Genomic DNA, 26,397 nt, shown 5'->3' with positions numbered 1-26,397 from the left:
CGAATAGTAACCAATTGCCATATCGCGCCTTCTACCTCGCTTGTCTAGGAGGTTCCGGGCGGGCATGTTACAGATCTGAACTGTGAAACAACGCGAAGCTGGAGGCGAGCATCATGACTGTAGAGATGGACCACGGTTACCTGCCGTTGTCGGGCATGGAACTGCCACGATTTGCCGGCGTGCCGAGTTTCATGCGCCTGCCCGTCGTCGATCCCGACGAGGACAGGGCCGACGAGGTACAGATCGGTCTGGTCGGCGTTCCCTGGGATGGCGGCACCACCAACCGTCCCGGTGCGCGCCATGGACCGCGACAGTTGCGCGACCTGTCGACCATGATCCGGCTGGTCAATCAGGCGACGCTCATCCGCCCGTTTCACATCGCACGCTGTGCCGACATGGGCGATGTGCCGGTCAATCCCGCCGATCTGCAGGATACGCTCGAACGGGTGCAGGGGTTCTACGACAAGTTGCGCGTACGTGGCATCCTGCCCATGAGCGCCGGGGGCGATCACCTCATCTCGCTTCCGATCCTGCGCGGCCTGGTGGCGGGTGAGCCCGTCGGCATGATCCATTTCGATGCCCATACGGACCTGTTCGACAGCTATTTCGGCGGGTTCCGCTACACTCACGGGACACCGTTCCGGCGGGCCATCGAGGAGGGACTGCTCGATCCCGCACGGGTGGTGCAGATCGGCATCCGGGGATCGTCCTACGACATGGAAGATGTCGCGTTCGGCCGTAGCCAGGGCGTGCGGATCATCATGATCGAGGAACTGAGCGATCGAGGGGTCGACGACGTCATGGCCGAGGCCCGTTCGATCGTCGGCGACAAGCCCACCTATGTCAGCTTCGACATCGACGGCATCGACCCGTCCATGGCGCCCGGCACGGGGACCCCGGAGATCGGCGGCTTTACAACCCACGATGCCCAGCGCATGGTTCGCCAGTTGCAGGGGCTCAATCTCGTTGGGGCGGACCTGGTCGAGGTCAGCCCGCCATTCGATCCGACCGGTGGCACCGCGTGGGTGGGAGTGAGCATCATGTTCGAGCTGCTCTGCGTACTGGCCGACAAGGTGGAAAGGGTCACGGGTGAGGAACGTTGATGCGGCCGGGCTGGCTTGTGCCATCGAGGATGGTTCCCTGGTCGCCCTTGCCCCGGATTATTCCGGCTGCGCGCTGGCGGTCGTTCGGGAGCTCATCCGGCGCGAGGCCCGCGGCCTGAGGCTGGTGGGATGTCCGCAACTGGGCCTCCAGGCCGAACTGCTCATCGCTGCGGGATGTGTCGAGGCCATCGAGACGGCGGCCATCGGCCTCGGCGAGCTGGGGCGGGCACCGGCATTCGACAGGGCCTATCGCGAAGGGCGCATTGTCGTGCGGGAGGCCACCTGTCCGGTCATCCACGCAGGATTGCAGGCCGCGGAAAAGGGCATTGCCTTCATGCCGATGGCCGGGATCCTCGGTTCCGATCTCGTCGCCATGCGCGATGACTGGAAGGAGATCGTCGACCCGTTCACGGATGAGCCCGTCCTGCTGGTGCCGGCAATCCGCCCGGATGTTGCGCTGTTCCATGCGCCGATCGCCGATGCCAGCGGCAATGTCTGGATCGGCGTGCGGCGGGAGCTGATGCTGATGGCTCATGCGGCACGGCGAACGGTGGCGAGTGTGGAGGAGTGTCGGGAAGCCTCGCTGCTCACCGATCCGCTTGCGGCAGCCGGCACGATCCCCGCCCTGTATGTCGAACGAACGGCAATCATCAAAAGGGGTGCCGCACCATCGGGGCTGTTCGGATGTTATGCCGCCCGCGCGGACTGGGTGGCAGCCTATGTCGAGGCTGCGGTCGAAAACTCCACACTTGCCGCCTTTCTCGATCAATGGCTGGACGAAGCATGAGACCGGATACGACCCGCCTGATGATTGCAACGATCGCCCGGCTGCTGGCGGGTTGCAGGCATGTGGCGGTGGGAGCGAGCTCACCGATCCCGGCGGCGGGCGCATTGCTGGCCCGGCATTGCTCGCAAGGGGCCATGCGCGTCTCCATTCTCGGTTCCGAACGGCATACGGGGTTTACCGACGGTGGTCGGGAGCTGTTCGACTGTGCCGCGCAGGGGCGGATCGATGCCTTCTTCTTTTCCGGCGTGCAGATCGACGCGGAAGCCGGCATCAACCTTCTGGGGCTCGGCCCGCACCGTGACGAGGGCAGGCCACCCTCGCTGCGCCGCCGTTTCATCGGCAATTTCGGCGCACCCTATCTTGCATCCCTCATTCCACGACTGATCCTGTTCCGCACGGACCACAGTCCGCGAACGCTGGTCGAGCGGGTCGACTTTGTGACCGCGCCGGGCAGGGACGGGCGCGAGCTTCTCACCAATCGCTGCCTCTTTCGCCGCGAACGGGGAAGATTGCGGCTCGTGAGCCTTCACCCTGGCGAGACCTTCGACGATGTTGCAGCAGCCACGGGCTTTGCGCTCGAACGGCCGGACGAACTGACGACGACGCCCGGGCCCACGGCCGAGGAGCTCGGCAACATCAATGGCTGGATCGCGGAGGAGATCGCCGAAATCTATCCCCGCTTCAGCGAGGAGGTCCTGCGTGGGTAGATGATGCCGCCTGTCGTGATCGTCAGCGCCGCCGCTTGAGGAGCACGTAGAGCGCGCCCGGTCCGCCGTCCCTGACATGGGCCGTGCTGTAGGCGAGGATGCGCGAACGGTTGGGCTCGGTATCCAGCCAGCGCGGGGTCATGTTGCGCAGGATGCCGCCATTGCGCTCGCCCATGCCGGTGATCACCAGCAGGCAGCGCGACCCACGGGCCTGCTGGGCAATGATGAACCCGGACAGCCGGTCATGGGCCTCGACCTGGGACAGGCCGTGCAGGTCAAGTCTCGCATCGATGCCCATCTGGCCGCGTTTGAGCCGTTGCCAGTTGCGGCGATCCATGTCGACAGGCCGGCTGAGATCGAGCTGCTGGCTCTGCCGCGGTGTCCGGGGGAGGGAAGGGTACACGACCGGCGGTGCCGGCCCTGCACGATCTGCCGATGCCTGAGCGGACGGAAGCGCCGGCAAGGCCGCGGTCCCTGTCGCAGCGGGACGCCGGTTTTGCGGATGCAGCGGCGTGGTATCGCGCACGGCATGGTTCCACAGGCGCTCTTCTTCCGCGGAGAGCTGACGTGGTCGCCGCCGCACCCGTGTCAGTCCCCGTCGACAAGCAGGATCAGCAACCGTTTCGGCCCATGCGCTCCGAGTTCCAGCTTCTGCCCGATGTCGCCGGTCCGCGAGGGGCCGGTGATGAAGTTGATCGACCGCGGCGGACTGTCGTGCTCCTCGCTATAGAGGCGGAGCGCGTCTTCATAGGATGCAAGGATACGGGAGGATGGCACGGCCACGATGCTGTTTTCGGGAAGGAAAGCCAGCAGGGTGGGGTGTTCAGGCGATGAGGCGAGGCACAGTGTCCCGGTCTCCGCGACACCGCTCTCGGCGACGGTGAGGCCGGTCGTGTCTTCATTTTCGGCGGTGCCGGTGTGGGTCCGCAGGAGCGGCTGGTGATCCCAGCCCGCCTGCAGCAGCCGGGCATCGTTGGCCATCACGAGCTTCTGCGGCAGGTTGTGGAGGCGCAGCCACGCGGTGGTGGCCGAGGGTATGTCGTGCCAGTGGCGAAGGCGCTGCACTTCGGCCTGAACCCCGGTGGCCATGGTGGTGAAAAGGTGGATGCGGTGCTCGTCATCGCCCTGCCCGCGCGCGGGCACGAGATTGGGCTCCATCGAGGCGAGCCGTTCGGCGACGCGGGCACGGGCGCGGGCGAGTTCCTCGGGCGTGCGGCCGATGCTCTTGCGGATGCGCTCCAGCACCACCGAGCGGCTGTCGCTGCTCACGTCTTCCTCCGGCGATGCTTCCTGTAGCGGCTCATGAATGTCGCCCCCTGAGGTGCCGGCATGTCGCGGCTCAGCGTCCAGCCGCTGGCGAACGGCAGGCTCGAAAAGCTGCCATCCCTCCGGCCCAGCAGGCCAAGCACGCGCGCCACGATGCCGGTGGCCAGACGGTAGAGGCGCGGCCTTCGGGCGACATACGCCCACAGGGCCAGCCCCATGCGTGCGCGCGGCGGCATCAATTTCCGGTCGAACTGTTCCTCGCGCCAGTGACGCATGAGCTTGGGCAGCGGTATGCGCACCGGACAGACCGATTCGCAGCGCCCGCAGAAGGTGGACGCATTGGGCAGCGGATAGCCCTTGTCGATGCCGATGAACTGCGGGGTGAGCACCGAACCCATGGGACCGACATACACCCAGCCATAGGCGTGACCGCCCGCAGCGAGGTAGACCGGGCAGTGATTCATGCAGGCACCGCAGCGGATGCAACGCAACATCTCCTGGAATGCGGTACCGAGCATCGAACTGCGGCCATTGTCCAGAAGAACGACGTGAAAATGCCTGGGGCCATCCAGATCGCCCGCCCGACGCGGACCGGTCATCAGCGTGGTGTAGGCGGAAAATTCCTGGCCGGTTGCCGACCGTGCGAGCAGGCGCAGGAACGTGGTGGCGTCGAACAGTCGTGGAACCATCTTCTCGATGCTGGTCACCACGATCTGTGTATCGGGCAGGCCCTGGGTCAGCTCGGCATTGCCCTCGTTGGTGACCGTGATGGCCGTGCCGGTCTCGGCCACGAGGAAATTGGCGCCGGTGATGCCGATATCCGCCTCGAAATATTTCCGCCGCAGGATCCGGCGGGCTTCCCCGACAAGGGCAGCCGGAGCCTCGATGCGCTCGCCGCCATGGTGTTGCTGGAAGAGGTCGCGGACATCGTCCATGCTCTTGTGGATGGCAGGGCCGACGAGATGGCTGGGCGGCTCGTTGGCAAGCTGGATGATGTATTCGCCAAGGTCGGTCTCGACCCGCTCGATACCGTTGCTCTCGATGAATTCGTTGAGGCCGATTTCCTCGGCGATCATGGACTTGCTCTTGGTCACCGACTGAGCCCCGGCATCGCGGCAGATGCCAAGGACGATCGCGCGTGCCTCCTCGGCGTCGCGGGCCCAATGGACGTGACCGCCGGCCTCGATCACACGCTCCTCGAAAACCTCGAGGTAAAGGTCGAGATGGGCCAGCGTATGGTTCTTGATGTCGCGGGCGATGTCGCGCAGTTCCTCGAATTCGGGCAGGTTCGCGGCAGCCCGGCCACGTCCCTTCTGCCATCCCTGTTCGAGAAGCCGCAGGGAGCCCTGCAACGTCTCGTTGGCCATCGCTTCGCTGGCGCTGGCTTCAAACGCGAGGCTGTTGGCCTGCATCGCCTCAGCTCCCCTCGCCGATGGCAGGCGTGTCGAGATCGCCGACGAGCAGTTCGGCCACATGGCGAACATGAACGCTTGATCCCTCGCGCCTGAGCCGGCCAGCCATGTTCAGCAGGCAGCCAAGGTCGCCTGCCACAACCGTGTCGGCACCTGAAATCTCGATATTGGCCATCTTGTCGGAAACCATGCGGGTCGAGAGGTCGGGATATTTCACGCAGAACGTGCCGCCAAAGCCGCAGCACACTTCGCTGTTGTCCATCTCGACGATATCGGCGCCGGCACTCAGCAGCAATTGCCGGGGCTGGCCCTTGATACCCAATTCGCGCAGGCCGGAGCAGCTGTCATGATAGGTGACGTCGATCTCGGCGCGGGCGGCCACGGAGGTCATGCCCATGACATCGACGAGAAAGCTGGTGAGCTCGTGACAGCGCTGCGACAGCTCGCGGGCACGCGCGAGGTTGGCGTCTCCTTCCTCGAACTGCTCGGCCAGATGCCTGCGCAGCATTCCCGCACATGAGCCGGACGGGGCAACGACATAGTCATAGCCGGCAAAGGAGTCGAGGATGGCCATGGCCAGATCGCGCGCCGTCTTGCGATCGCCGGAATTGAAAGCAGGCTGGCCGCAACAGGTCTGGGCCTCGGGAACCTCGACGTCACAACCGGCCTCCTCCAGCAGGCGAAGGGCGGCAAAGCCGACGCTCGGCCGGAAGAGATCGACGAGACAGGTCACGAACAGGGCGACTTTTGGCGGACGGCTCATGGTAAGGCTTCTCGATCGGCGAGGTCGTGTTCCAGCGGTCGGTCAACTGGAGGGTGCAGAAGACTTCGGCAACAGCACCAGCATGCGGCCACGGCCCTTCATATGGCCTGCAGCGTATTCCGCCAAGTCGCCAGCACCCCAAAAAACATCGCCGCGGATCGCGCCGCGGATCGCGCCCCCGGTATCCTGGGCAATCATCAGGCGACGAAAGGGCCGCTCGCCATCGGGATAGGGGGCCGTGGTATCGAGCCAGACGGGCATGCCCATGGACCAGAACTTGCGGTCGACGGCGAGGCTGCGGCCAGGTTCGAGCGGAACGTTGCTGGCTCCGAGAGGCCCGCTCTCACCGGCGAGATCATCCAGTTCGCGAAAGAATACATAGGATGCATTCCTGTGCATGATATCGTTCGCCTGGTCGGGATGGGCCTCAAGCCAGTCGCGAATGGACTGGAGCGAGACATTCTCGCGAGTGAGAGCGCCCATGTCGATGAGGTCCCGGCCGATGGCCCGATAGGGACGGCCATTCTGATCGGCATAGCCCACGCGAACGACCGAACCGTCGGTCAGCCGGACCTGTCCCGAGCCCTGGATCTGAAGGAAGAACTTGGCAATCGGATCGTCGACCCAGAGCAGCGGCCGGGCGACATCGTCGATCGCTCCGGCATCGATGGCGGCACGGTCGGCATAGGGTTCGAGCTTGCCGTTGACGACCCGTCCGCCGATGCGGTGGCCCTTCATCTCGTCGGAGAACCGCCCCAGATCCACGCTCACCAGATCCTGCGGGCGGGCATGCAGCGGCACGTTGAAATGCTCGTCGGGTTGCCGCGAGCCATGGAGCAGCGGCTCGTAGTAGCCGGTGAAAAGACCGGTATCCTCGTCACCCCAGTGAACTTCGTAGGCCTGGAAATGGTTCTCGAAGAATGTTCTCGCATCCTGAGAATATTGCAGGTCGGCACAGATTGCCTGCCACGCAGAGACCTTGCCGGCAATGCCCCAGTCCCGGCTGCCATCGGCCTTGCCGATACGACCGCAGCTGCGACGAAAGGCAGCAAGAGCCGGCCACTGGTCATCGGCCTTCCAGCCATCGATGGAACCGAAGGATACTGGCACGAGCGTCGGCGAGGTCGGTTCAGGCTCGCGGGTTTCCGAACACGACGCCAGCAAAAGCGCCACCGCCGCCGCCATGACCGACCGTGAAACGGCGCTCACCCGGGCGTCAGGGAGCGCGGGTCTCGACAAGGGTCCAGTTGGGGTCGGTACTGCTGGTATCGCGTTCGAACGTCCAGAGATCGGTAAGTTCCTCGACATGCGTCGGATCGCCCTCAAGAATGTTGCCATCACGATCCTTGAGCGCGTTGATCTGGTCGGTATCGAAGCGCACCGTTACCCGGGCCATGTGACCATCGACGAGATTGACCTCATGCACATCCGCCTTGCGCACGGAGACCAGCTCGAACTGCATGTCCTGACCTTCGACGTCGCGTTGGGTGATGACGGAATCGAAACTGTCGTAGACGTCGGCCGACAGCAGGGGCTTGAGTGTGTCCCGGTCACCACGGGCATACGCCTCCAGAATCATGGCAAAGGCAGCCTTTGCGCCTTCCAGGAAACCCGGCAGATCGAACGACGGGTCGACCTTGCGCAACTGGACGAGACCATTCCTGAGCGTCTCGTTCTCCATGTCGGAGATGATTTCCTCGGTAATGTCGGGCAGGGGCGGCGGCACATCGGCCGGATTGGCCGGCGCGCTCTCGGAAGGGTTGTTGGCCGAGCCGATGCCGGTGCGCTGCTGCTCGTTCCCCGTCTTGCGGCCGAGCACACTGCGCAGTCTCAAGGCGATGAACGCGGCGACCATGGCAAAGAAGATGATGTCGATATAGGCGAAGGAATCAGACATGGGTCCTGGTCACGTTACGTCCTGGTTATCGCTCTGCTGGAGCCGTCCTGCAAACTGCAGGATTCCTCCCGATCAAGGAAGTCTCCCGGAGGCCCGCTGGACGATGCCTCGACAGAAGGTTACATCAGCCAACCTGATCATCATATAAGGTCCAGCAGCGAAAAACAAACAGGGTCGGAACGTGTCACCTGCATTCATTCTCTTTATTCTGCTTGTCGCGGTACCCATCGTCGAGGTTGCGACCTTCATTCAGGTGGGGGGATTGATCGGGCTCTGGCCAACGATCGCCATGGTGATTCTCACCGCCGTGGTCGGCAGCATCATCATTCGCCGGCAAGGACTTGGCCTCATCCAGACGGTGCAAAGGCAGATGGCCGAAGGTGCCCTGCCGGTGTTCGAGGTATTCTCGGGGCTGTGTCTCCTTGTCGCGGGTGCGTTGTTGCTCACGCCCGGTTTCATCACCGACACCATGGGATTCCTGTTGCTGTGGCCGGGACTGCGGCGCATGGTCTACGCGCGCTTCCGTGATCGCATCGACATCCAGAGCCGCTCTTTCGGCAGCGCTCAGACACGGCGGGGCGATGTGATCGACGGCGAATACGAGGAAGTCGTCGACACTGAGGACATGCCGCCACCGCGCGGCAACTGGGGACGTCCGTCGGGACCGGAACGCTGATGCTGCTCATCCGTCATGGCGAATCGGAATGGAACGTGCCGTTCGGTGCCGTGCGCATCGATGCCGGCATTCCGGACCCGGAGCTGACCGCTCGTGGCAGGCAGCAGGCGATGGATGCGGCAGCAGGGCTGGAAAGGCAAGGCATTCGCCGGATCATCGCCAGTCCCTATCGGCGGACCCTGCAGACGGCATCGATCATCGCCGCAAAGCTCGGAGTCGACATCGAGGTCGAGGCGCTGGTACGAGAGCGCTGTGCGTTCAGTTGCGATCAGGGCACCTCCCGCGACGAACTCCAGCGGGCCTGGCCGGATCTCGACTTTTCGGCCCTGGCCGATCGCTGGTGGGGTGCGCGGATCGAGAGCGTCCGATCCATCGAACAGCGCGCCGGGACGTTCCTGCGGCGCACGGAAACATTGGCCGACCGCGATCATATCCTCGTTGTCTGTCATTGGGGATTCATCCTCGCGGCTACCGGGCAGTCGGTCGACAATGCTGCCATTGTCCGGGTTGCGTCCAGCACGGCGGGAAACCGCTGAGTGACGCCCCCGGATCGATGACGGAATACAAGGTCCATACATGTCAAGGAGACGACAATGACAACCGAGAGCAACGAAGGCGCCGCAACGGGTGCCGAGTCGCAGGCTGCACCGAGCATCTCTATCGTTACCCAATACGCCAAGGACCTGTCCTTCGAGAATCCGAAGGCACCGTTCGGTCTCCAGCAGCAGGACGCACGACCGGAAATCCAGATCCGCGTCGATGTCCGGGCGCAGCAGCTCAACGCCGAGCAGTTCGAGGTATTGCTGGAGGTCAATGTCGACGCCAAGGCCAGCAACGAGAACGTGTTCCTGGTCGAGCTTCACTATGGCGGCATTTTCCGGTTGGCAAATATCCCGCAGGATAGCCTGCAGCCGTTGCTGATGATCGAATGCCCGCGAATGCTGTTCCCCTTCGCGCGCCGGATCATTGCGGATGTGACCCGTGATGGCGGCTTCCCGCCGCTGATGATCGATCCGATCGACTTCGTCGCGCTCTTCCGCCGCCGTCTCATGGCGGCACAGGAAGCGGCAGCACAAGCCGGTGGCAACGGCAGTTCGCAGGTCAACTAGTGCTCAGACGCATTCACTTCGTTCATTCACCCGAGCACTAGTTCCTTGTTTTTGCATCAATTTATCCAGACAGATCAGTATGATCCGTCTGGATCGGTGCACTAGGGCCGGTAGCGGGCGGTCCGGCGGACCAAGAAGGTTTCGCCGGGCCGGCCTTGCCCTCGACGGGACCGGGATCAGGCGTTGATGTTTCCGAGACGGCGGATGATGCCTGGAACATCGTCGATGCATTCCATCAGCGATGCCGCATCGGCAGCGGCAAATTCCTGCGCTATGACGTGGTCGACCAGTGCTGTCGTCTGTGACCAGAAGCCGCCACGGTCCAGCAGCAGGATCGGTTTGTCGTGGTAGCCCAGCTGCTTGAGTGTGAGTACCTCGAAGAGTTCGTCGAGCGTGCCAAGCCCGCCGGGCATTGCGACGAAGCTGTCCGATTCGGCGATCATCCGCTCCTTGCGGTCGAACATGCCCCGGCTGACAACCAGTTCGCTGATGTCGCCCTTGCCGACCTCGCGCTGCATCAGCCTTTGGGGAATGATTCCGAGAACACTGCCACCTGAAGTCATGACCGAGTCGGCGACAACCCCCATGAGGCCGACACTGCCGCCGCCATAGACCAGCCGCCAGCCCCGTTCTCCGATCATGCGCCCGAGTTCGCGCGCGTCACGTTCATGGCCCGGGTCGCGACCGAAGCGCGACCCGCAAAAGACACATACCGAGAACATCCCTTTTCCCCGACCGGAGCGGATCAGGCGCTCTCGCCGCGCGTGAGCTTGCGGAAGTCCTCCATCAGATCCCGCGTGACCGGTCCGAGCTGATAGGTGAGATCGTCGATGGCCCGCACCGCCGTCACCTCGGCAGCCGTGCCGGTCACGAAGATTTCCTGCGCATTGCCCAGTTCCTCGGGCTTGATGTGTCGTTCGACGACCTCGATCCCCCGCGCTTTCGCCAGGTCGATCACCGTGCGCCGGGTTATGCCGTTGAGGAAGCAGTCGGGCAACGGCGTGTGGATCTTGCCATCGATGATGAGGAAGATGTTCGCGCCGGTGCTCTCCGCCACGTAACCGCGATAATCCAGCATCAGCGCATCGCCGAAACCCTTCGACTCGGCATCGTGCTTGCAGATGGTGCAGATCATGTACAGGCCGGCGGCCTTGCTGTGGACCGGTGCCGTATCGGGTGCCGGACGGTTGTAGATGGCGCGGGTCAGCCGCAGATCGGAGTAATAGGCTCCCCACTCCCATACGGCGATGGCGACGTTGATGCGCGATTTCTGCGCCGATACGCCCATCTGCTCGGAGCCGCGCCAGGCCACGGGACGGACATAGCAGTCGGAAAGCCCGTTCCTCGCGATGACAGCATTGGTTGCGGCGTCGAGTTCGGCAGCACTGTAAGGGACTTCGAAGCCGAGGATACGCCCGCTGTCGATCAATCTCTGGCTGTGTTCGGTGAGCTTGAACACCTTGCCGGCATAGGCCCGCTCTCCCTCGAACACGCTGCTTCCATAATGCAGGCCGTGGCTGAGCACATGCAACCGCGCGTCCCGCCAGGCGACCATTTCACCATTGAACCAGATATATCCATCCCGCGCATCGTAGGGTATGAGGTCAGCCATGTCGTGCAATCCAGAACGCACCGGCGGAGCGCCGTGTGATGAGTGATTTTCAAGGATTGCAGTCGCTATCACCCGACCTCATATGAGTCAACGAGGCGGGTAGTGGAATAGTGCGATGCCGGGAAACGCCAGGCGCATGGGCCGAAATGGAAGACCAGCCGGTCGGTTGCGGCCCGTTGGTGCCTGCAATCCTGCGAACTTTCACGTCTTGAGTTTTCTGCAAATTGCCGATGATTTCGGGATGGTGACGGGCGCCGGCCCCGTTTCGCCGTTGCGATGCCGGGAAACCTGATCCGATGCCTTCGGCCGCAACACGCAATCCCCTGTTCCTGCGCGACGAGGAACTCGACACGAGCCTGGAATTGCTGACCTCGGCCCATCTGGGGCTCGTGGCCGCGATCCGTCCGCTGCTCGACAGGGAGGGACTGCAGCTTGACGATTTCACGTTGCTTTTCCTGTTGTCTCGACGCCCGGGGCTTTCGATGACCGAACTGCACCAGGTGAGCGGCATCACCAAGCAGAGCCTGTCGCGCCATGTCGCATCCCTGGCCGCACGCTCGCTGGTGGAAGTGGTCGTCGATGAGAGCGATCGCCGGCTGCGACGGGTCCGGTTGACCGACAGGGCCATGGCAACGCTCGAACACCCGGTGGCTGTCCAGCGGAGCCGACTGAAGAAGGCGTTCGGAAAGGTCGGGGTGAACGCAGTCGAAGGATTCCGGGAGGTGTTGCAGGGGATGGCCGGCAGCGTGCCGCAGCGTTCCCCGCGTCCTGCGGAAAATGGATCGTGAATGTGGACGAGGGAGGCGGTGCAAACATCATCGTCGTCGATGACGATGACCGGCTGCGCGGTCTGCTCCAGCGGTTCCTGACCCGGCAGGGACATATCGTCAGTACGGCCGCAGACGCCGGGGAAGCACGGGCGAAGCTGCGCAATTTCGATTTCGACATCATGGTGCTCGATGTGATGATGCCCGGCGAGAGCGGAATCGATCTCACGCAAGAGCTCCGGCGCACCAGTGCCCTGCCGATCATTCTGCTGACGGCTCGCGGCGGCACCGAGGATCGCATCAAGGGGCTGGAAGCCGGGGCCGACGATTATCTGGCCAAGCCCTTTGAACCTCGCGAGTTGATCCTGCGCATTTCGACCATATTGCGCCGTGCCAGGCCGCCTGCACCGGCCGGACGGGTCGAATTCGGCGCATTCAGCTTCGATGTCGCCACGGGGCTGTTGCGTCGGGGGGAGGAGGCCATCCACCTGACGAGCGGGGAGCTGTCGTTGTTGCAGGCGCTTGCGGCGCGGCCCGGACATGCGTTCTCGCGCACCGAACTGGCGGACCTGAGCCGCATCAGCGGCTCGGACCGGGCAGTCGACGTGCAGATGGCACGCCTGCGGCGCAAACTCGAAGATGATCCGCGTCAGCCTCGTCACCTCCTGACGATGCGTGGCGAAGGCTATGTCCTGCGTACCGGTCGCTAGCCGTCATGGGACCTCTGCGCGATTTCCTGAATCGTACCATAGTACCTAGAACACTGTTCTGGCGTTCCTTCATGATCGTCGTCCTGCCGATCCTGGCCCTGCAGATCGTGCTGGCGGTGATTTTCTACAATCGCCATTGGGACGTGGTGACCCGCTGGCTGGCGACCGGTGTCGCCGGCGAGGTCGCGATGGCCGTGGAGATGTTGAAGGGGGTACAGGACGAAGGCGAGCGGCAACGGATTTTCGACAGCTTCAGTCGCCACGGCGATCTCACCTTTACGTTGCTGCCCGGTGGCCAGCTCGACCGGACGATCGCTGCGGCCGGCATCAGGTCGCAGGATTTCTCCCATATCGACGAGAAGATCGTCGATGCCTTCGCCGACAGGCTTGACCGTCCGTTCGTGGTCGATCTGCATTCGGAAATGCCCACGCGCGTGGTGGTGTATGTCCAGCTCGACGACGGGCTCCTGCGCGTGCTTGCACCGCGCAATCGCGTCACCAGCACCACGACCAGCATGCTGCTGGTCTGGATGATCGGTGCCTCGATCGGCCTCATCGCCATCGCCGTCTATTTCCTGCGCTTGCAGGCCGGGCCGATCAAGGAACTCGCCCAGGCGGTCGAGAGCTTCGGCAAGGGACGTGACGTCGGTGACTTCCAGCCTCGCGGCCCGGCCGAGATCCGCCAGGCCGCGCGGGCCTTCAACAGCATGCGCCATCGCATCCTGCGCCATATCGGCCAGCGCATGGAGATGCTGGCGGCCATCAGTCACGACCTCAAGACGCCGCTTACCCGCATGAAGCTCGAACTGGAGATGATCGGCGGCGATGAAGGCATGGTCGTTGGCCTCAAGGAAGATGTCGCCGACATGATGGACCTGGTCGAGACCTATCTGGCCTTTGTCCGGGGCGAGGAGGGCGAGGCCACCGAACCACAGCAGTTGCTGCCGCTGCTGGAGAGCATGCGCGCCCGGGCGGAGCGGTCGCATGTGGTGTTCGAGATCCTCGCCGACCCGACGATCGAATTGCCATTGCGGCCACTGGCCTTCCGCCGATGCCTCGCCAATCTGGTGGACAATGCTGCCCGCTATGGCCGCTGGATCCGCATCACGGCCAAGCGCCTCCCGCGCGAGGTGGTGGTGGCCATCGAGGATGACGGGCCGGGTATTCCGCAGGAGCTCTGGGAACAGGCCTTCCAGCCGTTTTTCCGGGTCGAGGGATCGCGTCAGTCCGGCAGCGGCGGCACCGGTCTGGGCCTCACGATTGCCCGTGACATCGTCCTGGGACACGGCGGCGACCTCACGCTGGGCCGCTCCTCGCGCGGAGGGGCGATGGCCGTCATCCGCCTGCCGGCCTGAACGAACGGAATGCCGGACCGCAGACAACAGGCGTCAGGCAGCTGTCCCGGCGGGCTGCTGAAACCGGGCGGAAAGCGCTACCGGTGTCGGATTCCTGAGCATGTCCAGCACGGGACAGTGGCCATCAACGGCCTCCTTGAGCATCTCCAGTTTCTCGACAGGCGCGTCGGAGACGAGCGTGACCGTTCCGGTGATTTTCTGATAGCCCGGGCGGATCGAATCATCGACGGCGAAAAAGCCGCGCAGGTCGATGTCACCATCGAGCTTCACCGACACGCCCGCAAGCGGAATGCCCAGTGCCGCCGCGAAGGCGCGATAGGTGATTTCCTGACAGGTGCCGAGGGCCGCGAGGATCAGTTCCACCGGGTTGGGACCGGCATCGGTGCCCCCCAGGGCTGGTGGTTCATCGACCACGAGACCGTGCTGGCGGATCGAAACCTGCGAGCGCAGGCCTTCCTGCAATTGCGACGATGACGAGAACACAGCCTGTGCGGCGCTGGCATCAGCGCGGAACGCTGCCCCGGTCTCACTGATAATACGCTTGAGATCGTCTGACATCGGGCTTGCTCCTCCCTGCCATGGACTGATTTGCGGCCATCCATGATTTTGACGCTGGCGGCCGGGATGGACAATATCTCAATCGAGCAAAATGAGAATAGCCAAGGACTTCATCGGGGATTGTCTGTTCATCTGGCCAGGCTCAGCTGCGGATACGGTGCTGCTTGAGATGAAGACTATGAAGATTGTAATTATGAACGTATGTAACATCAACAATATTCTATGAAATATTTTAATCAAGCGATTTTATCCGCTTAGGCGTATTAATGTAATTTGTTCGGTCATGAATGTAACTGCACCCTGAAACGGGTTACCTGATCGCACCCGGGCACAGGGCCCGCCAAAAGGAACGGGCGCGGTTCTGACGCTGCGCCCGTCAGCCCTGGGTCAAATCAGGATTGCGGCTTGGTGAACAGCCACAGGGTGTTGTTCTCGTGATTGCCGGTGTCCTCACCGATTATGACGCGGCCATCATCGAGCACGGCGACATTGTCGGGATTGGAGATCGAGTCGACGGGGCAGGGATTGGCCGCCTCGTTCTTGTCGTAGCCGTGACCGGCCACCAGCGGAGTCATTCCGGTGATGTTGTAAGTCTCGTCGAACGACAGTTCGTAGACGGCACCGCACATGTTCTCGGCGATGTTGATGTCACCCTCGCCGTCGGACATGCCCTTGGAAATCTCGGACATGGCCATGTAGAGGTAAGGTGCGCTGCCATTCTCGATGGCCTTGAAGTTGGCCATGATACCTTCCATCTTGCGCCACTCGGCGGTGGCACCTTTGGCGGCGGCGGCCTTGCGGCTTTCGAGGAAGGCGGCGCGGTCGTCGGCAGCCTCGCCAGCGGCCCAGGCGGCGACATCCTCATCCGAGATGTACTCGGCACCGTCGGTGCTGTCCTCGGCGGTCTTGCCCGCATATTCGCCGATCCAGGCAGCGATCTGGTCGTTGCTGGCATGGGCCAGTTCCACCCACTCGATCGTAAAGCCGACCTCCGCCGATGAACCGCCGTTCTCGCCATTCTGGGTGGCTTTGGCGGCATAGAGCGTGCCCGCCGACAGATCGCCCGCATTGTCGGCGACGAACTTGAAGAAGACGGTGTCGGTCCCGTCATCGGACAGATAGGCGGTCTTGCGGTCGGGCATCACCACGGAGTTCTCGTGGCTGAAGCGGCCCATGGCGTAGTGCTTCACCGGCGTGGCGGCACCGGCGGGATCGGTGATCTCGACGATGTAACCGTAGTCGTAGGGGTTGCTCGGCCCGCCGAGATAGGTGCGGGTCGTCTCGGCACCCTCGAAGTCTTCGCCGGCCGAGGCATCGATCCAGTTTTCGGTGGTGTCGAAATAGAGCTCCTCGGAGGTCAGCGGCGTGTTCCACGGGCTCACCGAACCGAAGCAGTTGATCCACGTACCGTTGACGCTGGAGAAGTCGAGCATGCGCACGTCCTCGGGATCGACCGTCATGCGGCCGTCGTCACCCTTGACCAGCTTCATGCGCGACATGCCGCCGGGCTGGTCTTCCCAGTTGGTGAAGAGATAGCCCTCGTTGTCGCCGATGGGAATGAAACCGTTGAAATCGGGATCGTTCGACGACTTCATGATCTTGCCGCCGGCGGTGAGGATGGCACCGAGACCGTCGGGGATCGCATCGGCGAAATCACCCTGCTGGGCCAGAACCTGGTAGGTTCCGATGGATGTCATGACCGTCTGCTTCTCGAAATCCGAGTCCGGTACGGCCGATGCTTGAAGCTGTTCCGGAACGGCGTTGAAATCGGCATCGGCGAACACACCGACGGTGGCCTTGTTATAGGGGCCAGTGATCGCCGTGGCGGGGTGCTGGATGTTCATGAAGAAATCACCTGCCTCGGTGAGGTGCAGGCCGGTGATTTCGGCTCCGAGCGGCACGCTGGCGATACGGGCCAGTTCGGCCGCGGCCGGGCCGCCGAGGGCGGTTGAGCCCAGGAGGGCAATGCCGGCAAGGATCTGATATCGTTTCATGGGCCTGTCCTGAAGGTCATGGGTACGCGTCGACTCTCGACCGTGCGGGCGGCACCCGCCCGCCGTGAGTGAGGGACGATCTAGCGTGCCGGCATGACAGTTCCATGACGACACGGGCGATGCGGCATGGCAATTCCGGCGACAGGCAGCTGTCCGCGCAGACAGCAGGTTCATGGAATGAAAAACGGACGGGCCAGTCGACCCGTCCGTTTGGTAACACGCAAATTTCCCGTGGTTCAGGCCATGCCAGCTGATCGGCAGCGGATGGTCAGCACACCTTGGCGGCCACATAGCTGCCCGGCGCATTTTCCAGTACCGGAAGCTCGCCGTCGCCGGGCTTGCGCGCGGGAACCATCTTGCCAGCCTTGGACCGGTTCCATTCGGCCCAGTCGTTCCACCATGAGCCGTCCTTCTGCGAGGCTGTTTCGTACCAGCTGTCGGGATCGGCGGGCAGGGCGGCATTGGTCCAGTACCCGTACTTGCCCGAGGCGGGAGGGTTGATGACACCTGCAATGTGACCCGAACCGGCCAGCACGAAACGCTTCTGCCCCTTGTAGAACTGGGTCGCGGCATAGGTGCTCTTCCAGGGGGCGATATGGTCTTCCTTGGTCGAGACCCAGTAGACCGGCGTGCGGATCTTGGTCAGGTCGATGGGCACGCCACCGAGTTCTATGCCGCCGGACTCTGCCAGCTTGTTCTCGTGATAGAAGCGGCGCAGGTAGAAGCTGTGCATGGCTGCCGGCATGCGCGTGGAGTCGGAGTTCCAGTAGAGCAGGTCGAACGGGAACGGCTCCTTGCCGAGCAGGTAGTTGTTGACCACGAACGACCAGATCAGGTCGTTGGCACGCAGCATGTTGAAGGTGGTGGCCATCTCCGAGCCATCCAGATAGCCGCGCTTGGTCATCATCTCCTCGATGCTGGCCAGTTGCTCCTCGTCGATGAACACGCCGAGTTCGCCGGGATCGGTAAAGTCGACCATGGTGGTGAAGAAGGTCGCGGCCTTGATGCGGTTGTCCTTCTTCGTGCTCATATAGGCCAGCGTGGAGGCCAGCAGCGTGCCGCCGAGGCAGTATCCGATGGCCGTGACGTCCTTTTCGCCGGTGGCCTGCGTGATGGCATCGAGAGCGGCCAGCGGCCCCTCGAACATGTAGTCCTCGAAGGTCTTGTGGGCGAGTTTCTCGTCGGGATTGACCCACGACAGCACGAACACGGTGAAGCCCTGGTCGACCGCGAACTTGATGAAGCTGTTCTTGGGTTGCAGGTCGAGGATGTAGAACTTGTTGATCCACGGCGGGACGATCATCAGCGGGCGGATGTTCACCTGCTCGGTGGCGGGCTCGTATTGCAGGAGCTGGATCAGGTCATTCTGATAGACCACCTTGCCGGGCGTGGTGGCGATGTTCTTGCCGACCTCGAAGGCGTCCATGTCCGTCATGCTGATCTTGAGCTTGCCCTTGCCCGCCTCAAGGTCGCCCAGCATGTTCTGCAGGCCCTTGAGCAGGTTCTCGCCGCGGCTCTCGACGGTCTTGCGCAGGACTTCGGGGTTGGTCATGACGAAATTCGAGGGTGCGAGCGCATCCACGAACTGCCGGGTGTAGAACTCCACCTTCTGCTGGGTCTTGTCGTCGAGCCCGTGGTCGTCATTGGTCGCCGCATCGAGAACATAACGCGACGACAGAAGGTAGGACTGCTTGATGAAGTCGAAGAGGAGATTGTCGTTCCAGGCAGGATCCTTGAAGCGGCGGTCGCCCCGGTCGGGCGCGATCACCGGATCGGGGTCCTGTCCCATCATCCGCTGGGCGGTCGACTGCCACAGGCGCATGTAGTCCTGCCACAGGCCGAACTGGGCGCGCATCATCTCGGCCGGATTGCTCATCATCCGTGCGGTGAGTTCCATGAACGCGGCGCTGAGCTGGGTCAGTTCGGGGCTCGGCCCCTTGTTGTCGCCGCTGGTCTGGCGATTGACGAACTCCTCGACAATCGACTGGGACCGCTGGGCGATGTCGCTCATGATCTCCACCAGTTGTTCCGGGTTCGATCCGGCGGCTTGCTGTTGCTTGTCCATGGAAACTTCCCTTATTCTTCCGGCATCAATACCCGGACGATCGATGCTGCCGCGTACCGGCGGTGAAATCGGTGGCGAGGCGAGCGTCGATACGGACTGCGCGGGATCGGACGTTCACTTCGCACTTGCAGCAATGAGCTGCCTGACGGATCTTTAACCGATCGCTCCTGCTCCGCCAACCGCGCAGCGGGCCAGTGAGGCATGTATGAGTGACGCAGCTGCATGAATTACGGACGAAATCCATCCATTCGAGCTTGTGCCGCCACAGTGCTGCTGCTTATCCTGTCAGGATGCGGAGATTTCGACCCGTCGCTTCCGGATCGGCCGGAGGCGCCTTCGACGGTCGATGCCGACGGCAATGAAGTCGCCTTTCCAAGGCTGCAGGATGTTCCGCAACGTCCCAATCTGACCTATGACCTGCGTCAGGAGCGCGAGATCCAAAGGGGTCTGGTGGCCGATCGCGAGAACGCGCGGTATGCGGGCCAGAAATTGCAGCGCGAGGCCGGGTTGCGCAGCATGCCTCCCGATCCGGTTGTTCCCGTGCCGGCACCTCCTGCCCAACCGGTGCAGGACGAGAGCGGGCCGGCTACCGACCTGACTGCCGCCTATGTCCGGGATGCGATGCTGCAGGACGAGGATGACGGATCGTTGAACGATTTTCTGCGGACGCTCGAACGCGAGCAGGCGGCTGCGGTCGCCTCGCCGTTGCCGGGGGCGGAACCGGCCATCGAGGCGCCGCGAAACGGCGACGCCCCGGATGGAGGCACGGCGATTATCGAGGATACCAGCGTCGCGGGGCTGCTGCCGGTGGGCGATGCCGCCGGCGATGCTGCCCGCAACATGCCCGAAATTCCATCATCATCATCGGATACGCCATCGCCAGGGGAAGACGTTCCACCGGCGGCATCCGCCCCGGCCGCCACTCCTCCCCCATCCGACACCGTTCCATCCGCGGGGAATGCCGGGACCGGGAGCAAAGTGCCGGCAAGTCCGGAGGACGCCGCCGAAACGGCCTATGCCGACCTGCCCGTGGTGTTCCTTGGGACGCCTCTCGACGACCGCCCCTTGCCCAGATATCTCACCGTGGATTTTTCGGTGGGCAGCTCCGTTGTCGATTCGCGGGAGAATGATGCCTTGCGCAGTCTTGCGGTACGCCTGCAAAGGGCCGGGCAGGGCGCGAAAGTCGTCGCTTCGGGCGATCCGAAGCTGCTGGCGCTCGACAGGGCACGATCGGTCGCCATGCGCCTTGTCCAGAATGGCGTCCCCGGGAACTGGATCGACATTGAAACCGGTGGATCAGGGGAGAAGGTCGTCGTATACCCCGTGGCCAATGGTGGCTAAATCAGCCATGCATCGTGCAATATGCCGCGTTGTGTGACGGAAGGCCCATGCCTTCGTCGCAAGTGTCGCGAAATTGCGAGCCTCGTTCCCCGGATTGGTCATGAGAGACATCGAGTTCCACCGCATCCGCCGTCTTCCGCCCTACGTGTTTGCCGAAGTCAACCAGATGAAGGCGGCAGCGCGTGCGGCAGGCCGGGACATCATCGACCTCGGGATGGGCAATCCCGACGGTGCCACCCCGTCGCACATCGTCGAGAAGCTGGTCGAGGCCGCGCGCGACGGGAAGACCCACCGCTACTCGACGTCGCGCGGCATACCGGGTCTGCGACGGGCGTTGAAGGGTTACTATGAGCGACGGTTCTGCGTCGGACTCGATGTCGAGAAGGAGATTTGCGTCACGCTGGGCTCGAAGGAGGGGCTGGCGAATCTCGCCCAGGCGATCACGGCACCCGGCGACACCATTCTCACTCCCAATCCGAGCTATCCGATCCATCCCTACGGCTTCCTCATCGCCGGAGCCGGTCTGAGGCATGTGCCGTTCGGTCCGGGTGTCGACCTGATGGCCGAGATGGCACGGGCAGCCGAGCATTCCGTACCGGCGCCGACGGCGATGATCCTCAATTTCCCCTCCAATCCCACCGCACAGACCGTGGATCTCGATTTCTACAGGGAGGCGGTGGCCTTCGCCCGCAGGCGCGAGATGTTCATCCTCTCCGATATCGCTTACGCCGAGATCTATTTCGAGGAGCCGCCACCCTCGATCCTTCAGGTCGAGGGAGCCATGGACGTGGCGGTAGAGTTCTCCAGCCTGTCAAAGACCTATTCGATGCCCGGATGGCGCATCGGTTTCGCGGCGGGCAACCGGCATCTGGTCAGCGCGCTCACACGCATCAAGTCCTATCTCGATTACGGCGCGTTCACGCCCATCCAGGTCGCCGCCACGGCGGCCCTGAACGGTCCGCAGGACTGCGTCGACGAGGTGCGCCAGCTCTACCGAGAGCGCCGTGATGTGCTGGTGGACGGGCTGGCGAAGGTGGGCTGGGATGTTCCCCGTCCCCCGGCCACCATGTTCTGCTGGGCACCCGTGCCCGAGGCCTTTCGATCCATGGGCTCGCTCGCCTTTTCGAAGCTGCTGCTTGAGGAGGCCGATGTCGCCGTCTCGCCCGGCATCGGCTTTGGAGAATATGGCGAGGGCTATGTGCGCATGGCGCTGGTCGAGAACAAGCACCGTCTGCGGCAGGCGGTGCGCAACATCCGCGATTTTCTCAGACGAGCCGGCCAGTCCGATGGCGGTTCCAGCCTGGCGGTGGCCTGATGGCGGCAGATGTCCTTCGAATCGGAGTGGCCGGGCTTGGAACGGTCGGCGCCACCACGGTCGCCCTGATCCATCGCAAGGCGGCTCTTCTCGCCCAGAGGACCGGCAAGGATATCGGGGTGGTCGCGGTGAGCGCCCGCGACCCTGGTCGTGATCGCGGCATCGATCTTTCCGGTTGCCGCTGGCATCAGGACGCGCGCGACCTTGTCGCCGACGATGGCGTCGATCTGGTCGTCGAACTGATCGGCGGGGCGGATGGCATCGCCCTCGACGTGTGCCGCGGTGCCCTGGAGCGCGGCAAGCCGCTGGTCACGGCGAACAAGGCGCTGCTTGCCCATCACGGGGCCGAACTCGCGGCACTGGCCGAGGCGAAGGGAGTGCATCTTGGCTTCGAGGCGGCGGTCGCGGGCGGCATTCCCATCGTCAAGTCGCTGCGCGAGGGGCTTGCTGCCAACGGCATGCTGCGGGTGCAGGGCATCCTCAACGGGACATGCAACTATATCCTCACCGCCATGCGTGAGAGCGGCCGCGATTTCCAGGAGGTGCTCGACGAGGCTCAGGCGCTGGGATATGCGGAGGCCGATCCATCGTTCGACGTCGATGGCATTGATGCCGCACACAAGCTCGCCCTGCTGGCTTCCCTGGCCTTTGGCGGCCCGCCGCGTTTCGACGCGATCCATATCGAGGGTATCCGCCATGTGAGCGCGCTCGACATCGCGTTTGCGGAGGAACTCGGCTACCGGATCAAGTTGCTCGGGCTGGCGCGCATGACCGATGACGGGCTGGAGCAGCGGCTGCATCCGTGCATGGTGCCGAGAGCTGCTCCGATCGCCCAGGTGGAAGGCGTGCTGAACGCGGTCGTTGTCGAAGGCGACGATGTCGATGCGGTGATGCATGAGGGCAGGGGAGCCGGTGGCGGGCCCACCGCATCGGCCGTGGTGGCTGACATCGTCGATATTGCCCGCGGGTTGATCCTGCCGACCTTCGGGGTGCCGACGGACCGGCTGGCGGATCACGCCATTGCGCCGATGCAGCGTCATCGCGGCTGCTACTACATCCGTCTCATGGTGCTCGATCGTCCGGGCGTGCTGGCCGATGTGTCGGCCGTGCTGCGCGACCACGACGTCTCGATCGAGGCCCTGATCCAGCGTGGCCGCAATCCCGGCCAGCAGGTCCCGATCGTCCTGACCAGCCATGAGGCCGAGGAGGCCCACATGGTCGATGCGCTTGCGGCCATCGGCCGGCTCGAGTCGGTGATCGAGACACCGCGCATGATCCGCATCGAACAGCTTTGAGCGATTGATGAATGGTTCCGCCGCGAGCACTTGTGCGAGGGCGGGCGTCGAGGAGAGGCATGGATGAGCGACTACCAGAGTGAAGACCGCAACATGGCGCTGGATAGCGTCCGCGTGACCGAGGCTGCCGCGCTGGCGGCATCGATGCTCATGGGGCGGGGCGACGAGAAGGCCGCGGACCAGGCTGCCGTCGACGCCATGCGCAATGCGCTCAATGTGCTGGACATCGCCGGCACGGTGGTGATTGGCGAGGGCGAGCGCGACGAGGCACCGATGCTCTACATCGGTGAGAAGGTGGGGACTGGCAAAGGTCCGAAAGTGGATATTGCCCTCGATCCGCTGGAGGGGACAACCATCTGCGCGAAGGGCGGCCCCAACGCGATCGCCTGTCTGGCCATGGCCCCGCATGGCGGTTTCCTCAATGCTCCCGACACCTACATGAACAAGATCGCGGTTGGCGGCGGTCTCCCCGAAGGGATCATCGATATTACGAAGGCCCCGGCGGAAAACCTCGGCAACCTCGCCGACGCCAAGGGCGTTTCGGTGGCGGAACTGGTGGTCCTCATCCTCGATCGTCCGCGCCATGAAAAGCTGATCGGCGATGTTCGCAAGGCTGGAGCCCGTATCCGTCTCATCAGCGACGGTGATGTCGCCGGTGTCATCGCGACCTCGCGCGCCGACAGCGGCATCGACATCTACATGGGGACGGGCGGCGCACCTGAAGGGGTGCTTGCCGCTGCGGCCCTGCGCTGCATTGGCGGACAGTTCCAGGGACAGCTCGCCTTCCGCAACGAGGAAGAAAAGACACGGGCCAGGCGCATGGGCGTCGACGATCTCAACCGTGTCTACCAGGTCGACGAGCTTGCCCGTGGCGATGTGATGTTCACGGCAACCGGCGTGACAGATGGCACCATGCTCAAGGGCATTCGCCGTGTGGGCAACCACCTGATGACCGAATCGATCGTCATGCGCTCCAAGACCGGCACGGTGCGCCTGATCCAGGCCGAGCACAACATTGCCCGCAAGGCAGACGTTGTCCCGCATTTCGGTCGCTGAGACGGTGACGGCGGGGACCGGGCGGGCAACGCTCGTCGAGAGTTCCTTCACCGGTCGCCGCTGGTCGCTCATCGAACCCGATCCCGGCAGGACGGCAAGACTGAGCCAGCGCCTGCATTTGCCGGAGATCGTTGCCCGGGTCCTTGCCTGCCGCGACATGGATCAGGAAGGCGCGACCTCGTTTCTCGATCCGCGCATACGCGACCTGTTGCCCGATCCGTCGCACCTGCTTGACCTCGATTCGGCGGTCGAGCGGTTGGCGCGGGCCATCCGCGCGCGTGAGCGGGTCGGGATCATCGGGGATTATGACGTCGATGGAGCGACATCGACCGCCTTGCTTGCGCGATATCTGACAGCCTTTGACTGTCCCTTCGACGTGGCGATCCCCGACCGGTTGAAGGACGGTTATGGCCCCAATCCCGGGGCCATCGACCGCCTGGCCGATGCCGGTGCGGTCCTGCTGGTGACGCTGGACAGCGGCACGACCGCGCATGAGGCGCTGGAGCACGCGGTATCGCGTGGACTGGATACCATTGTCGTTGACCATCATCTGGCCGACAGGGTCCTTCCCGCGGCGTTGGCTGTCATCAACCCCAACCGCCTGGATCAGGAAGGTCCGCTGAGGCATTTGGCCGCGGTCGGCGTCACGTTCGTGCTGCTGGTGGGGCTCAACCGGTTGCTTCGTCAGCACGGCCCGGTGCCCGATCTCATGCGCTGGCTCGATCTGGTGGCGCTCGGTACCGTCTGTGATGTCGTACCGCTGCACGGCTTGAACCGGGCCTTCGTGCGCCAGGGGCTCAAGGTGGCCGCTGCCGGCGCCAATCCGGGCATGAGGGCGCTGGGCCGGGCCGCGGGCGTCGAGGTGGTGCGTGAGGCGACACAGTTCGGCTTTGCGTTCGGGCCGCGGATCAATGCCGGCGGCAGGCTGGGGCGCAGCGATCTCGGATGGAAATTGCTGGTTACCGAAGACGACGGCGATGCCGAGGGGCTCGCGGCGGCACTGGACGAACTCAACCACCGTCGTCAACAACTCGAACACGAGTGCCTCAAGGCCGCCGAACGCTCTGTCGAGACGCAGGTCGAAGCGGGCCGGTCGATCCTCGTCGCGGCCGCGGATGGCTGGCATGTGGGGGTCGTCGGTATCGTTGCCGCCCGTCTCATGGAGCGTTACCACCGGCCATGTTTCGCCATCGGCTTCGATGGGAATACCGGTGTCGGTTCGGCGCGCTCGGTGCCGGGGATCGACATCGGGCGGATCGTTCTCGAAGCACGTGAAGCCGGCCTGCTGGTCAAGGGCGGGGGGCATCCGATGGCTGCCGGCATCACCATCGAGCGGGACAAGCTTCCAGCCTTCGAACAGTTTGTCGACGAGGTCGGCGGGACGGGCAAACCTCCTGCACCACTGCCACTCGACCTCGAAGGATTGATATCGCCATCCGGCGTCAATCTCGATCTGGTGGAAAAGCTCGGTGCCCTGGCTCCCTTTGGCGCGGGCAATCCGGAGCCGCTGCTGGGGCTGCGTGAGGCGCGGATCATGCGGCCGCGTACGGTGGGGACCGGCCACCTGTCGTGCCTCATCGGCGGTCCGGCCGGCGGTGCCGTGAAGGCCATCGCCTTTCGCGCCGCACAAAAGGACCTCGATTATCATCTTTCCCGTGATGGCGGCATGGTCATGCTGGCAGGAAAATTGAAGCGGGAAGAATATCGCGGTCAGGTTCGTCCCTCTTTCGAGATTGTCGATGCGGCACCGATGTCCGCTGAAACAGGCCGCTGACACCTCGCTCAATCATTTGTGAAGAAGACAATCGCCAATTGCACATGATCGCGATTCGTGTTGGGTATGCGACGTCGAGATCGGATTGTCCCGGCTTGTCACTCTTGTCCCCATTGGGAGGATGTCGATGAAACTGTCTCTTGTGAGCACGGCCGCCGCTGCCGTCGTCCTGCTCGGTTCCGCGAGCGTGTATGCCGAGAATGCCACGGGTGTCGTGGCCTATCGCCAGGCGGTCATGAAGTCCTTCGGTGCACATACTGCCGCGATCAAGTCGATTCTCACGGAACAGACCCAGCCCCTCGACCAGGTGGTGCCGCACGCTGAAGCCATCAGTTCGCTCGCCAGCCACCTGCCGGCGATGTTCCCCGCAGGCAGCGACAGCGGCGAGACCTACGCCCTCCCGTCGATCTGGGAAAAGCCGGACGAGTTCAAGTCGGACTCGGACGTTCTCGCCGAGCTCTCGGCCGATCTGGCGGAGGCTGCCACCGGTGGCGATGCCCAGGCGACGCTGGCGGCATTCGCCAAGATGGGCAAGGAAGGCTGTGGCGAATGTCACGGCGACTTCCGCAAGAAGGACTGACGTGACCCGTTCCCGACCGCAGTATCGTCCCGAATCGGTCGGGATTCCACTCGGTCGGGAATACCATCCTGTCGTTTTTTGTCCTGTCCCGTCCGGGCCGGAACCGGCCTGGCGGGATATCACCCTATTGGCAGATTTTTCCGCACATGCGTATGACCGTCTGGCACCTCACCACCGTGATCGTGGCCGCCACTGTCGTGATGGCCGGTCCGGTGCAGTTTCTCGACCATGGATTCATCGAACGAACCGAAGCGG

26 protein-coding genes are annotated in these 26,397 nt (G+C 63.5%); 15 read left to right on the top strand and 11 right to left on the bottom strand.

The window, feature by feature from the left end:
• The first annotated feature begins 113 nt into the window (after nucleotides 1–113).
• Genes speB through H6851_00820 form a run of 3 tightly spaced genes read left to right on the top strand, consistent with a single transcriptional unit; the run spans nucleotide 114 to nucleotide 2,597 of the window.
• The gene (gene speB / locus H6851_00830; GenBank protein ID MCB9942152.1) at nucleotides 114–1,103 is read left to right on the top strand and encodes an agmatinase; all 990 of its coding nucleotides are present in this window, start codon (nucleotides 114–116) and stop codon (nucleotides 1,101–1,103) included.
• Entirely contained in the window at nucleotides 1,090–1,890 is an 801-nt protein-coding gene (locus tag H6851_00825) for a CoA synthetase (protein ID MCB9942151.1), read from the top strand. Before speB ends, H6851_00825 begins: the two co-directional genes overlap by 14 nt.
• Entirely contained in the window at nucleotides 1,887–2,597 is a 711-nt protein-coding gene (locus H6851_00820) for a CoA synthetase (protein MCB9942150.1), read from the top strand. Before H6851_00825 ends, H6851_00820 begins: the two co-directional genes overlap by 4 nt.
• A 22-nt stretch (nucleotides 2,598–2,619) precedes the next feature.
• On the opposite strand, the gene H6851_00815 is transcribed toward H6851_00820, so the two are convergent.
• From H6851_00815 to H6851_00790, 6 genes are read right to left on the bottom strand one after another with little or no spacing between them, the layout of a single operon-like run.
• The gene (locus H6851_00815) at nucleotides 2,620–3,180 is read right to left on the bottom strand and encodes a Smr/MutS family protein (protein MCB9942149.1); all 561 of its coding nucleotides are present in this window, start codon (nucleotides 3,178–3,180) and stop codon (nucleotides 2,620–2,622) included.
• Between the two features lie 5 nt (nucleotides 3,181–3,185).
• The gene (locus tag H6851_00810; protein ID MCB9942148.1) at nucleotides 3,186–3,866 is read right to left on the bottom strand and encodes an LUD domain-containing protein; all 681 of its coding nucleotides are present in this window, start codon (nucleotides 3,864–3,866) and stop codon (nucleotides 3,186–3,188) included.
• A complete protein-coding gene (locus tag H6851_00805) occupies nucleotides 3,863–5,275 on the bottom strand; it encodes an iron-sulfur cluster-binding protein (protein MCB9942147.1) in 1,413 nt (470 codons plus the stop codon). Before H6851_00805 ends, H6851_00810 begins: the two co-directional genes overlap by 4 nt.
• 4 nt (nucleotides 5,276–5,279) lie before the next feature.
• On the bottom strand, nucleotides 5,280–6,038 hold the full coding sequence (locus tag H6851_00800) for a (Fe-S)-binding protein (GenBank protein MCB9942146.1): 759 nt from the start codon (nucleotides 6,036–6,038) through the stop codon (nucleotides 5,280–5,282).
• 42 nt (nucleotides 6,039–6,080) lie between these two features.
• Nucleotides 6,081–7,346, bottom strand: coding sequence for a murein transglycosylase A (locus H6851_00795; GenBank protein ID MCB9942145.1), 1,266 nt, complete (start codon nucleotides 7,344–7,346; stop codon nucleotides 6,081–6,083).
• The gene (locus H6851_00790) at nucleotides 7,255–7,935 is read right to left on the bottom strand and encodes a Tim44 domain-containing protein (protein MCB9942144.1); all 681 of its coding nucleotides are present in this window, start codon (nucleotides 7,933–7,935) and stop codon (nucleotides 7,255–7,257) included. The genes H6851_00795 and H6851_00790 overlap by 92 nt, the downstream gene beginning before the upstream one ends.
• Nucleotides 7,936–8,131: 196 nt before the next feature.
• Between H6851_00790 and H6851_00785 the strand changes: the two genes are divergently transcribed.
• The 3 genes from H6851_00785 to secB are packed head-to-tail and all read left to right on the top strand — an operon-like array spanning nucleotide 8,132 to nucleotide 9,720.
• Nucleotides 8,132–8,611, top strand: coding sequence for an FxsA family protein (locus tag H6851_00785; protein ID MCB9942143.1), 480 nt, complete (start codon nucleotides 8,132–8,134; stop codon nucleotides 8,609–8,611).
• On the top strand, nucleotides 8,611–9,147 hold the full coding sequence (locus tag H6851_00780; GenBank protein MCB9942142.1) for a histidine phosphatase family protein: 537 nt from the start codon (nucleotides 8,611–8,613) through the stop codon (nucleotides 9,145–9,147). The genes H6851_00785 and H6851_00780 overlap by 1 nt, the downstream gene beginning before the upstream one ends.
• A 57-nt stretch (nucleotides 9,148–9,204) precedes the next feature.
• Entirely contained in the window at nucleotides 9,205–9,720 is a 516-nt protein-coding gene (secB, locus tag H6851_00775; GenBank protein ID MCB9942141.1) for a protein-export chaperone SecB, read from the top strand.
• Nucleotides 9,721–9,896: 176 nt separating this feature from the next.
• Here the strand turns inward: secB and H6851_00770 are convergent, their stop codons facing one another.
• A complete protein-coding gene (locus H6851_00770) occupies nucleotides 9,897–10,442 on the bottom strand; it encodes a TIGR00730 family Rossman fold protein (GenBank protein MCB9942140.1) in 546 nt (181 codons plus the stop codon).
• A gap of 23 nt (nucleotides 10,443–10,465) precedes the next feature.
• Nucleotides 10,466–11,332 (bottom strand): branched-chain amino acid aminotransferase, encoded by an 867-nt coding sequence (locus H6851_00765; GenBank protein ID MCB9942139.1) that lies wholly within the window; start codon nucleotides 11,330–11,332, stop codon nucleotides 10,466–10,468.
• A gap of 296 nt (nucleotides 11,333–11,628) precedes the next feature.
• Between H6851_00765 and H6851_00760 the strand changes: the two genes are divergently transcribed.
• From H6851_00760 to H6851_00750, 3 genes are read left to right on the top strand one after another with little or no spacing between them, the layout of a single operon-like run.
• Nucleotides 11,629–12,120 carry a MarR family transcriptional regulator gene (locus H6851_00760; protein MCB9942138.1) on the top strand — a complete coding sequence of 164 codons (492 nt, stop codon included), beginning with the start codon at nucleotides 11,629–11,631 and terminating at the stop codon, nucleotides 12,118–12,120.
• Between the two features lie 2 nt (nucleotides 12,121–12,122).
• A complete protein-coding gene (locus H6851_00755; protein ID MCB9942137.1) occupies nucleotides 12,123–12,809 on the top strand; it encodes a response regulator in 687 nt (228 codons plus the stop codon).
• A 5-nt stretch (nucleotides 12,810–12,814) separates the two neighbouring features.
• Nucleotides 12,815–14,164, top strand: a complete 1,350-nt coding sequence (locus H6851_00750; GenBank protein MCB9942136.1) for a HAMP domain-containing protein — start codon at nucleotides 12,815–12,817, stop codon at nucleotides 14,162–14,164.
• Nucleotides 14,165–14,197: 33 nt separating this feature from the next.
• On the opposite strand, the gene H6851_00745 is transcribed toward H6851_00750, so the two are convergent.
• The 3 genes from H6851_00745 to phaC form a co-directional block, all read right to left on the bottom strand.
• A complete protein-coding gene (locus H6851_00745; protein MCB9942135.1) occupies nucleotides 14,198–14,722 on the bottom strand; it encodes an OsmC family protein in 525 nt (174 codons plus the stop codon).
• 392 nt (nucleotides 14,723–15,114) lie between these two features.
• Complete coding sequence (locus tag H6851_00740; GenBank protein MCB9942134.1) at nucleotides 15,115–16,716, bottom strand: DUF839 domain-containing protein; 1,602 nt, start codon at nucleotides 16,714–16,716, stop codon at nucleotides 15,115–15,117.
• Nucleotides 16,717–16,984: 268 nt separating this feature from the next.
• Nucleotides 16,985–18,727 carry a class I poly(R)-hydroxyalkanoic acid synthase gene (gene phaC / locus H6851_00735; GenBank protein ID MCB9942133.1) on the bottom strand — a complete coding sequence of 581 codons (1,743 nt, stop codon included), beginning with the start codon at nucleotides 18,725–18,727 and terminating at the stop codon, nucleotides 16,985–16,987.
• Between the two features lie 276 nt (nucleotides 18,728–19,003).
• Between phaC and H6851_00730 the strand changes: the two genes are divergently transcribed.
• The 6 genes from H6851_00730 (at nucleotide 19,004) to H6851_00705 (ending at nucleotide 26,142) form a co-directional block, all read left to right on the top strand.
• The gene (locus H6851_00730) at nucleotides 19,004–20,122 is read left to right on the top strand and encodes a hypothetical protein (protein MCB9942132.1); all 1,119 of its coding nucleotides are present in this window, start codon (nucleotides 19,004–19,006) and stop codon (nucleotides 20,120–20,122) included.
• A gap of 100 nt (nucleotides 20,123–20,222) precedes the next feature.
• Nucleotides 20,223–21,437 carry an LL-diaminopimelate aminotransferase gene (locus H6851_00725; protein MCB9942131.1) on the top strand — a complete coding sequence of 405 codons (1,215 nt, stop codon included), beginning with the start codon at nucleotides 20,223–20,225 and terminating at the stop codon, nucleotides 21,435–21,437.
• A complete protein-coding gene (locus tag H6851_00720; protein ID MCB9942130.1) occupies nucleotides 21,437–22,732 on the top strand; it encodes a homoserine dehydrogenase in 1,296 nt (431 codons plus the stop codon). The genes H6851_00725 and H6851_00720 overlap by 1 nt, the downstream gene beginning before the upstream one ends.
• A 63-nt stretch (nucleotides 22,733–22,795) precedes the next feature.
• Complete coding sequence (gene glpX / locus H6851_00715) at nucleotides 22,796–23,788, top strand: class II fructose-bisphosphatase (protein MCB9942129.1); 993 nt, start codon at nucleotides 22,796–22,798, stop codon at nucleotides 23,786–23,788.
• A 4-nt stretch (nucleotides 23,789–23,792) separates the two neighbouring features.
• Nucleotides 23,793–25,562, top strand: coding sequence for a single-stranded-DNA-specific exonuclease RecJ (gene recJ, locus H6851_00710; protein MCB9942128.1), 1,770 nt, complete (start codon nucleotides 23,793–23,795; stop codon nucleotides 25,560–25,562).
• A gap of 127 nt (nucleotides 25,563–25,689) precedes the next feature.
• On the top strand, nucleotides 25,690–26,142 hold the full coding sequence (locus H6851_00705) for a cytochrome c (GenBank protein ID MCB9942127.1): 453 nt from the start codon (nucleotides 25,690–25,692) through the stop codon (nucleotides 26,140–26,142).
• The last annotated feature ends 255 nt before the right edge of the window (nucleotides 26,143–26,397 follow it).

This window comes from Geminicoccaceae bacterium, from assembly GCA_020638465.1.
Classification (GTDB): domain Bacteria; phylum Pseudomonadota; class Alphaproteobacteria; order Geminicoccales; family Geminicoccaceae; genus JAGREO01.
Note: the sequence above shows the minus strand (reverse complement) of the source record. Positions and strands in the feature narration are given on the sequence as shown.

What these genes read in the sequence shown, in the direction of transcription:
- speB (MCB9942152.1), top strand. Translation starts at nt 114, where the DNA reads ATGACTGTAGAGATGGACCACGGTTACCTGCCGTTGTCGGGCATGGAA.
- H6851_00820 (MCB9942150.1), top strand. Translation starts at nt 1,887, where the DNA reads ATGAGACCGGATACGACCCGCCTGATGATTGCAACGATCGCCCGGCTG.
- H6851_00805 (MCB9942147.1), bottom strand. Translation starts at nt 5,275, where the DNA reads ATGCAGGCCAACAGCCTCGCGTTTGAAGCCAGCGCCAGCGAAGCGATG.
- H6851_00800 (MCB9942146.1), bottom strand. Translation starts at nt 6,038, where the DNA reads ATGAGCCGTCCGCCAAAAGTCGCCCTGTTCGTGACCTGTCTCGTCGAT.
- H6851_00795 (MCB9942145.1), bottom strand. Translation starts at nt 7,346, where the DNA reads ATGTCGAGGAACTTACCGATCTCTGGACGTTCGAACGCGATACCAGCA.
- H6851_00790 (MCB9942144.1), bottom strand. Translation starts at nt 7,935, where the DNA reads ATGTCTGATTCCTTCGCCTATATCGACATCATCTTCTTTGCCATGGTC.
- H6851_00780 (MCB9942142.1), top strand. Translation starts at nt 8,611, where the DNA reads ATGCTGCTCATCCGTCATGGCGAATCGGAATGGAACGTGCCGTTCGGT.
- secB (MCB9942141.1), top strand. Translation starts at nt 9,205, where the DNA reads ATGACAACCGAGAGCAACGAAGGCGCCGCAACGGGTGCCGAGTCGCAG.
- H6851_00770 (MCB9942140.1), bottom strand. Translation starts at nt 10,442, where the DNA reads ATGTTCTCGGTATGTGTCTTTTGCGGGTCGCGCTTCGGTCGCGACCCG.
- H6851_00765 (MCB9942139.1), bottom strand. Translation starts at nt 11,332, where the DNA reads ATGGCTGACCTCATACCCTACGATGCGCGGGATGGATATATCTGGTTC.
- H6851_00760 (MCB9942138.1), top strand. Translation starts at nt 11,629, where the DNA reads ATGCCTTCGGCCGCAACACGCAATCCCCTGTTCCTGCGCGACGAGGAA.
- H6851_00750 (MCB9942136.1), top strand. Translation starts at nt 12,815, where the DNA reads ATGGGACCTCTGCGCGATTTCCTGAATCGTACCATAGTACCTAGAACA.
- H6851_00745 (MCB9942135.1), bottom strand. Translation starts at nt 14,722, where the DNA reads ATGTCAGACGATCTCAAGCGTATTATCAGTGAGACCGGGGCAGCGTTC.
- H6851_00740 (MCB9942134.1), bottom strand. Translation starts at nt 16,716, where the DNA reads ATGAAACGATATCAGATCCTTGCCGGCATTGCCCTCCTGGGCTCAACC.
- phaC (MCB9942133.1), bottom strand. Translation starts at nt 18,727, where the DNA reads ATGAGCGACATCGCCCAGCGGTCCCAGTCGATTGTCGAGGAGTTCGTC.
- H6851_00730 (MCB9942132.1), top strand. Translation starts at nt 19,004, where the DNA reads ATGAATTACGGACGAAATCCATCCATTCGAGCTTGTGCCGCCACAGTG.
- H6851_00725 (MCB9942131.1), top strand. Translation starts at nt 20,223, where the DNA reads ATGAGAGACATCGAGTTCCACCGCATCCGCCGTCTTCCGCCCTACGTG.
- H6851_00720 (MCB9942130.1), top strand. Translation starts at nt 21,437, where the DNA reads ATGGCGGCAGATGTCCTTCGAATCGGAGTGGCCGGGCTTGGAACGGTC.
- glpX (MCB9942129.1), top strand. Translation starts at nt 22,796, where the DNA reads ATGAGCGACTACCAGAGTGAAGACCGCAACATGGCGCTGGATAGCGTC.
- H6851_00705 (MCB9942127.1), top strand. Translation starts at nt 25,690, where the DNA reads ATGAAACTGTCTCTTGTGAGCACGGCCGCCGCTGCCGTCGTCCTGCTC.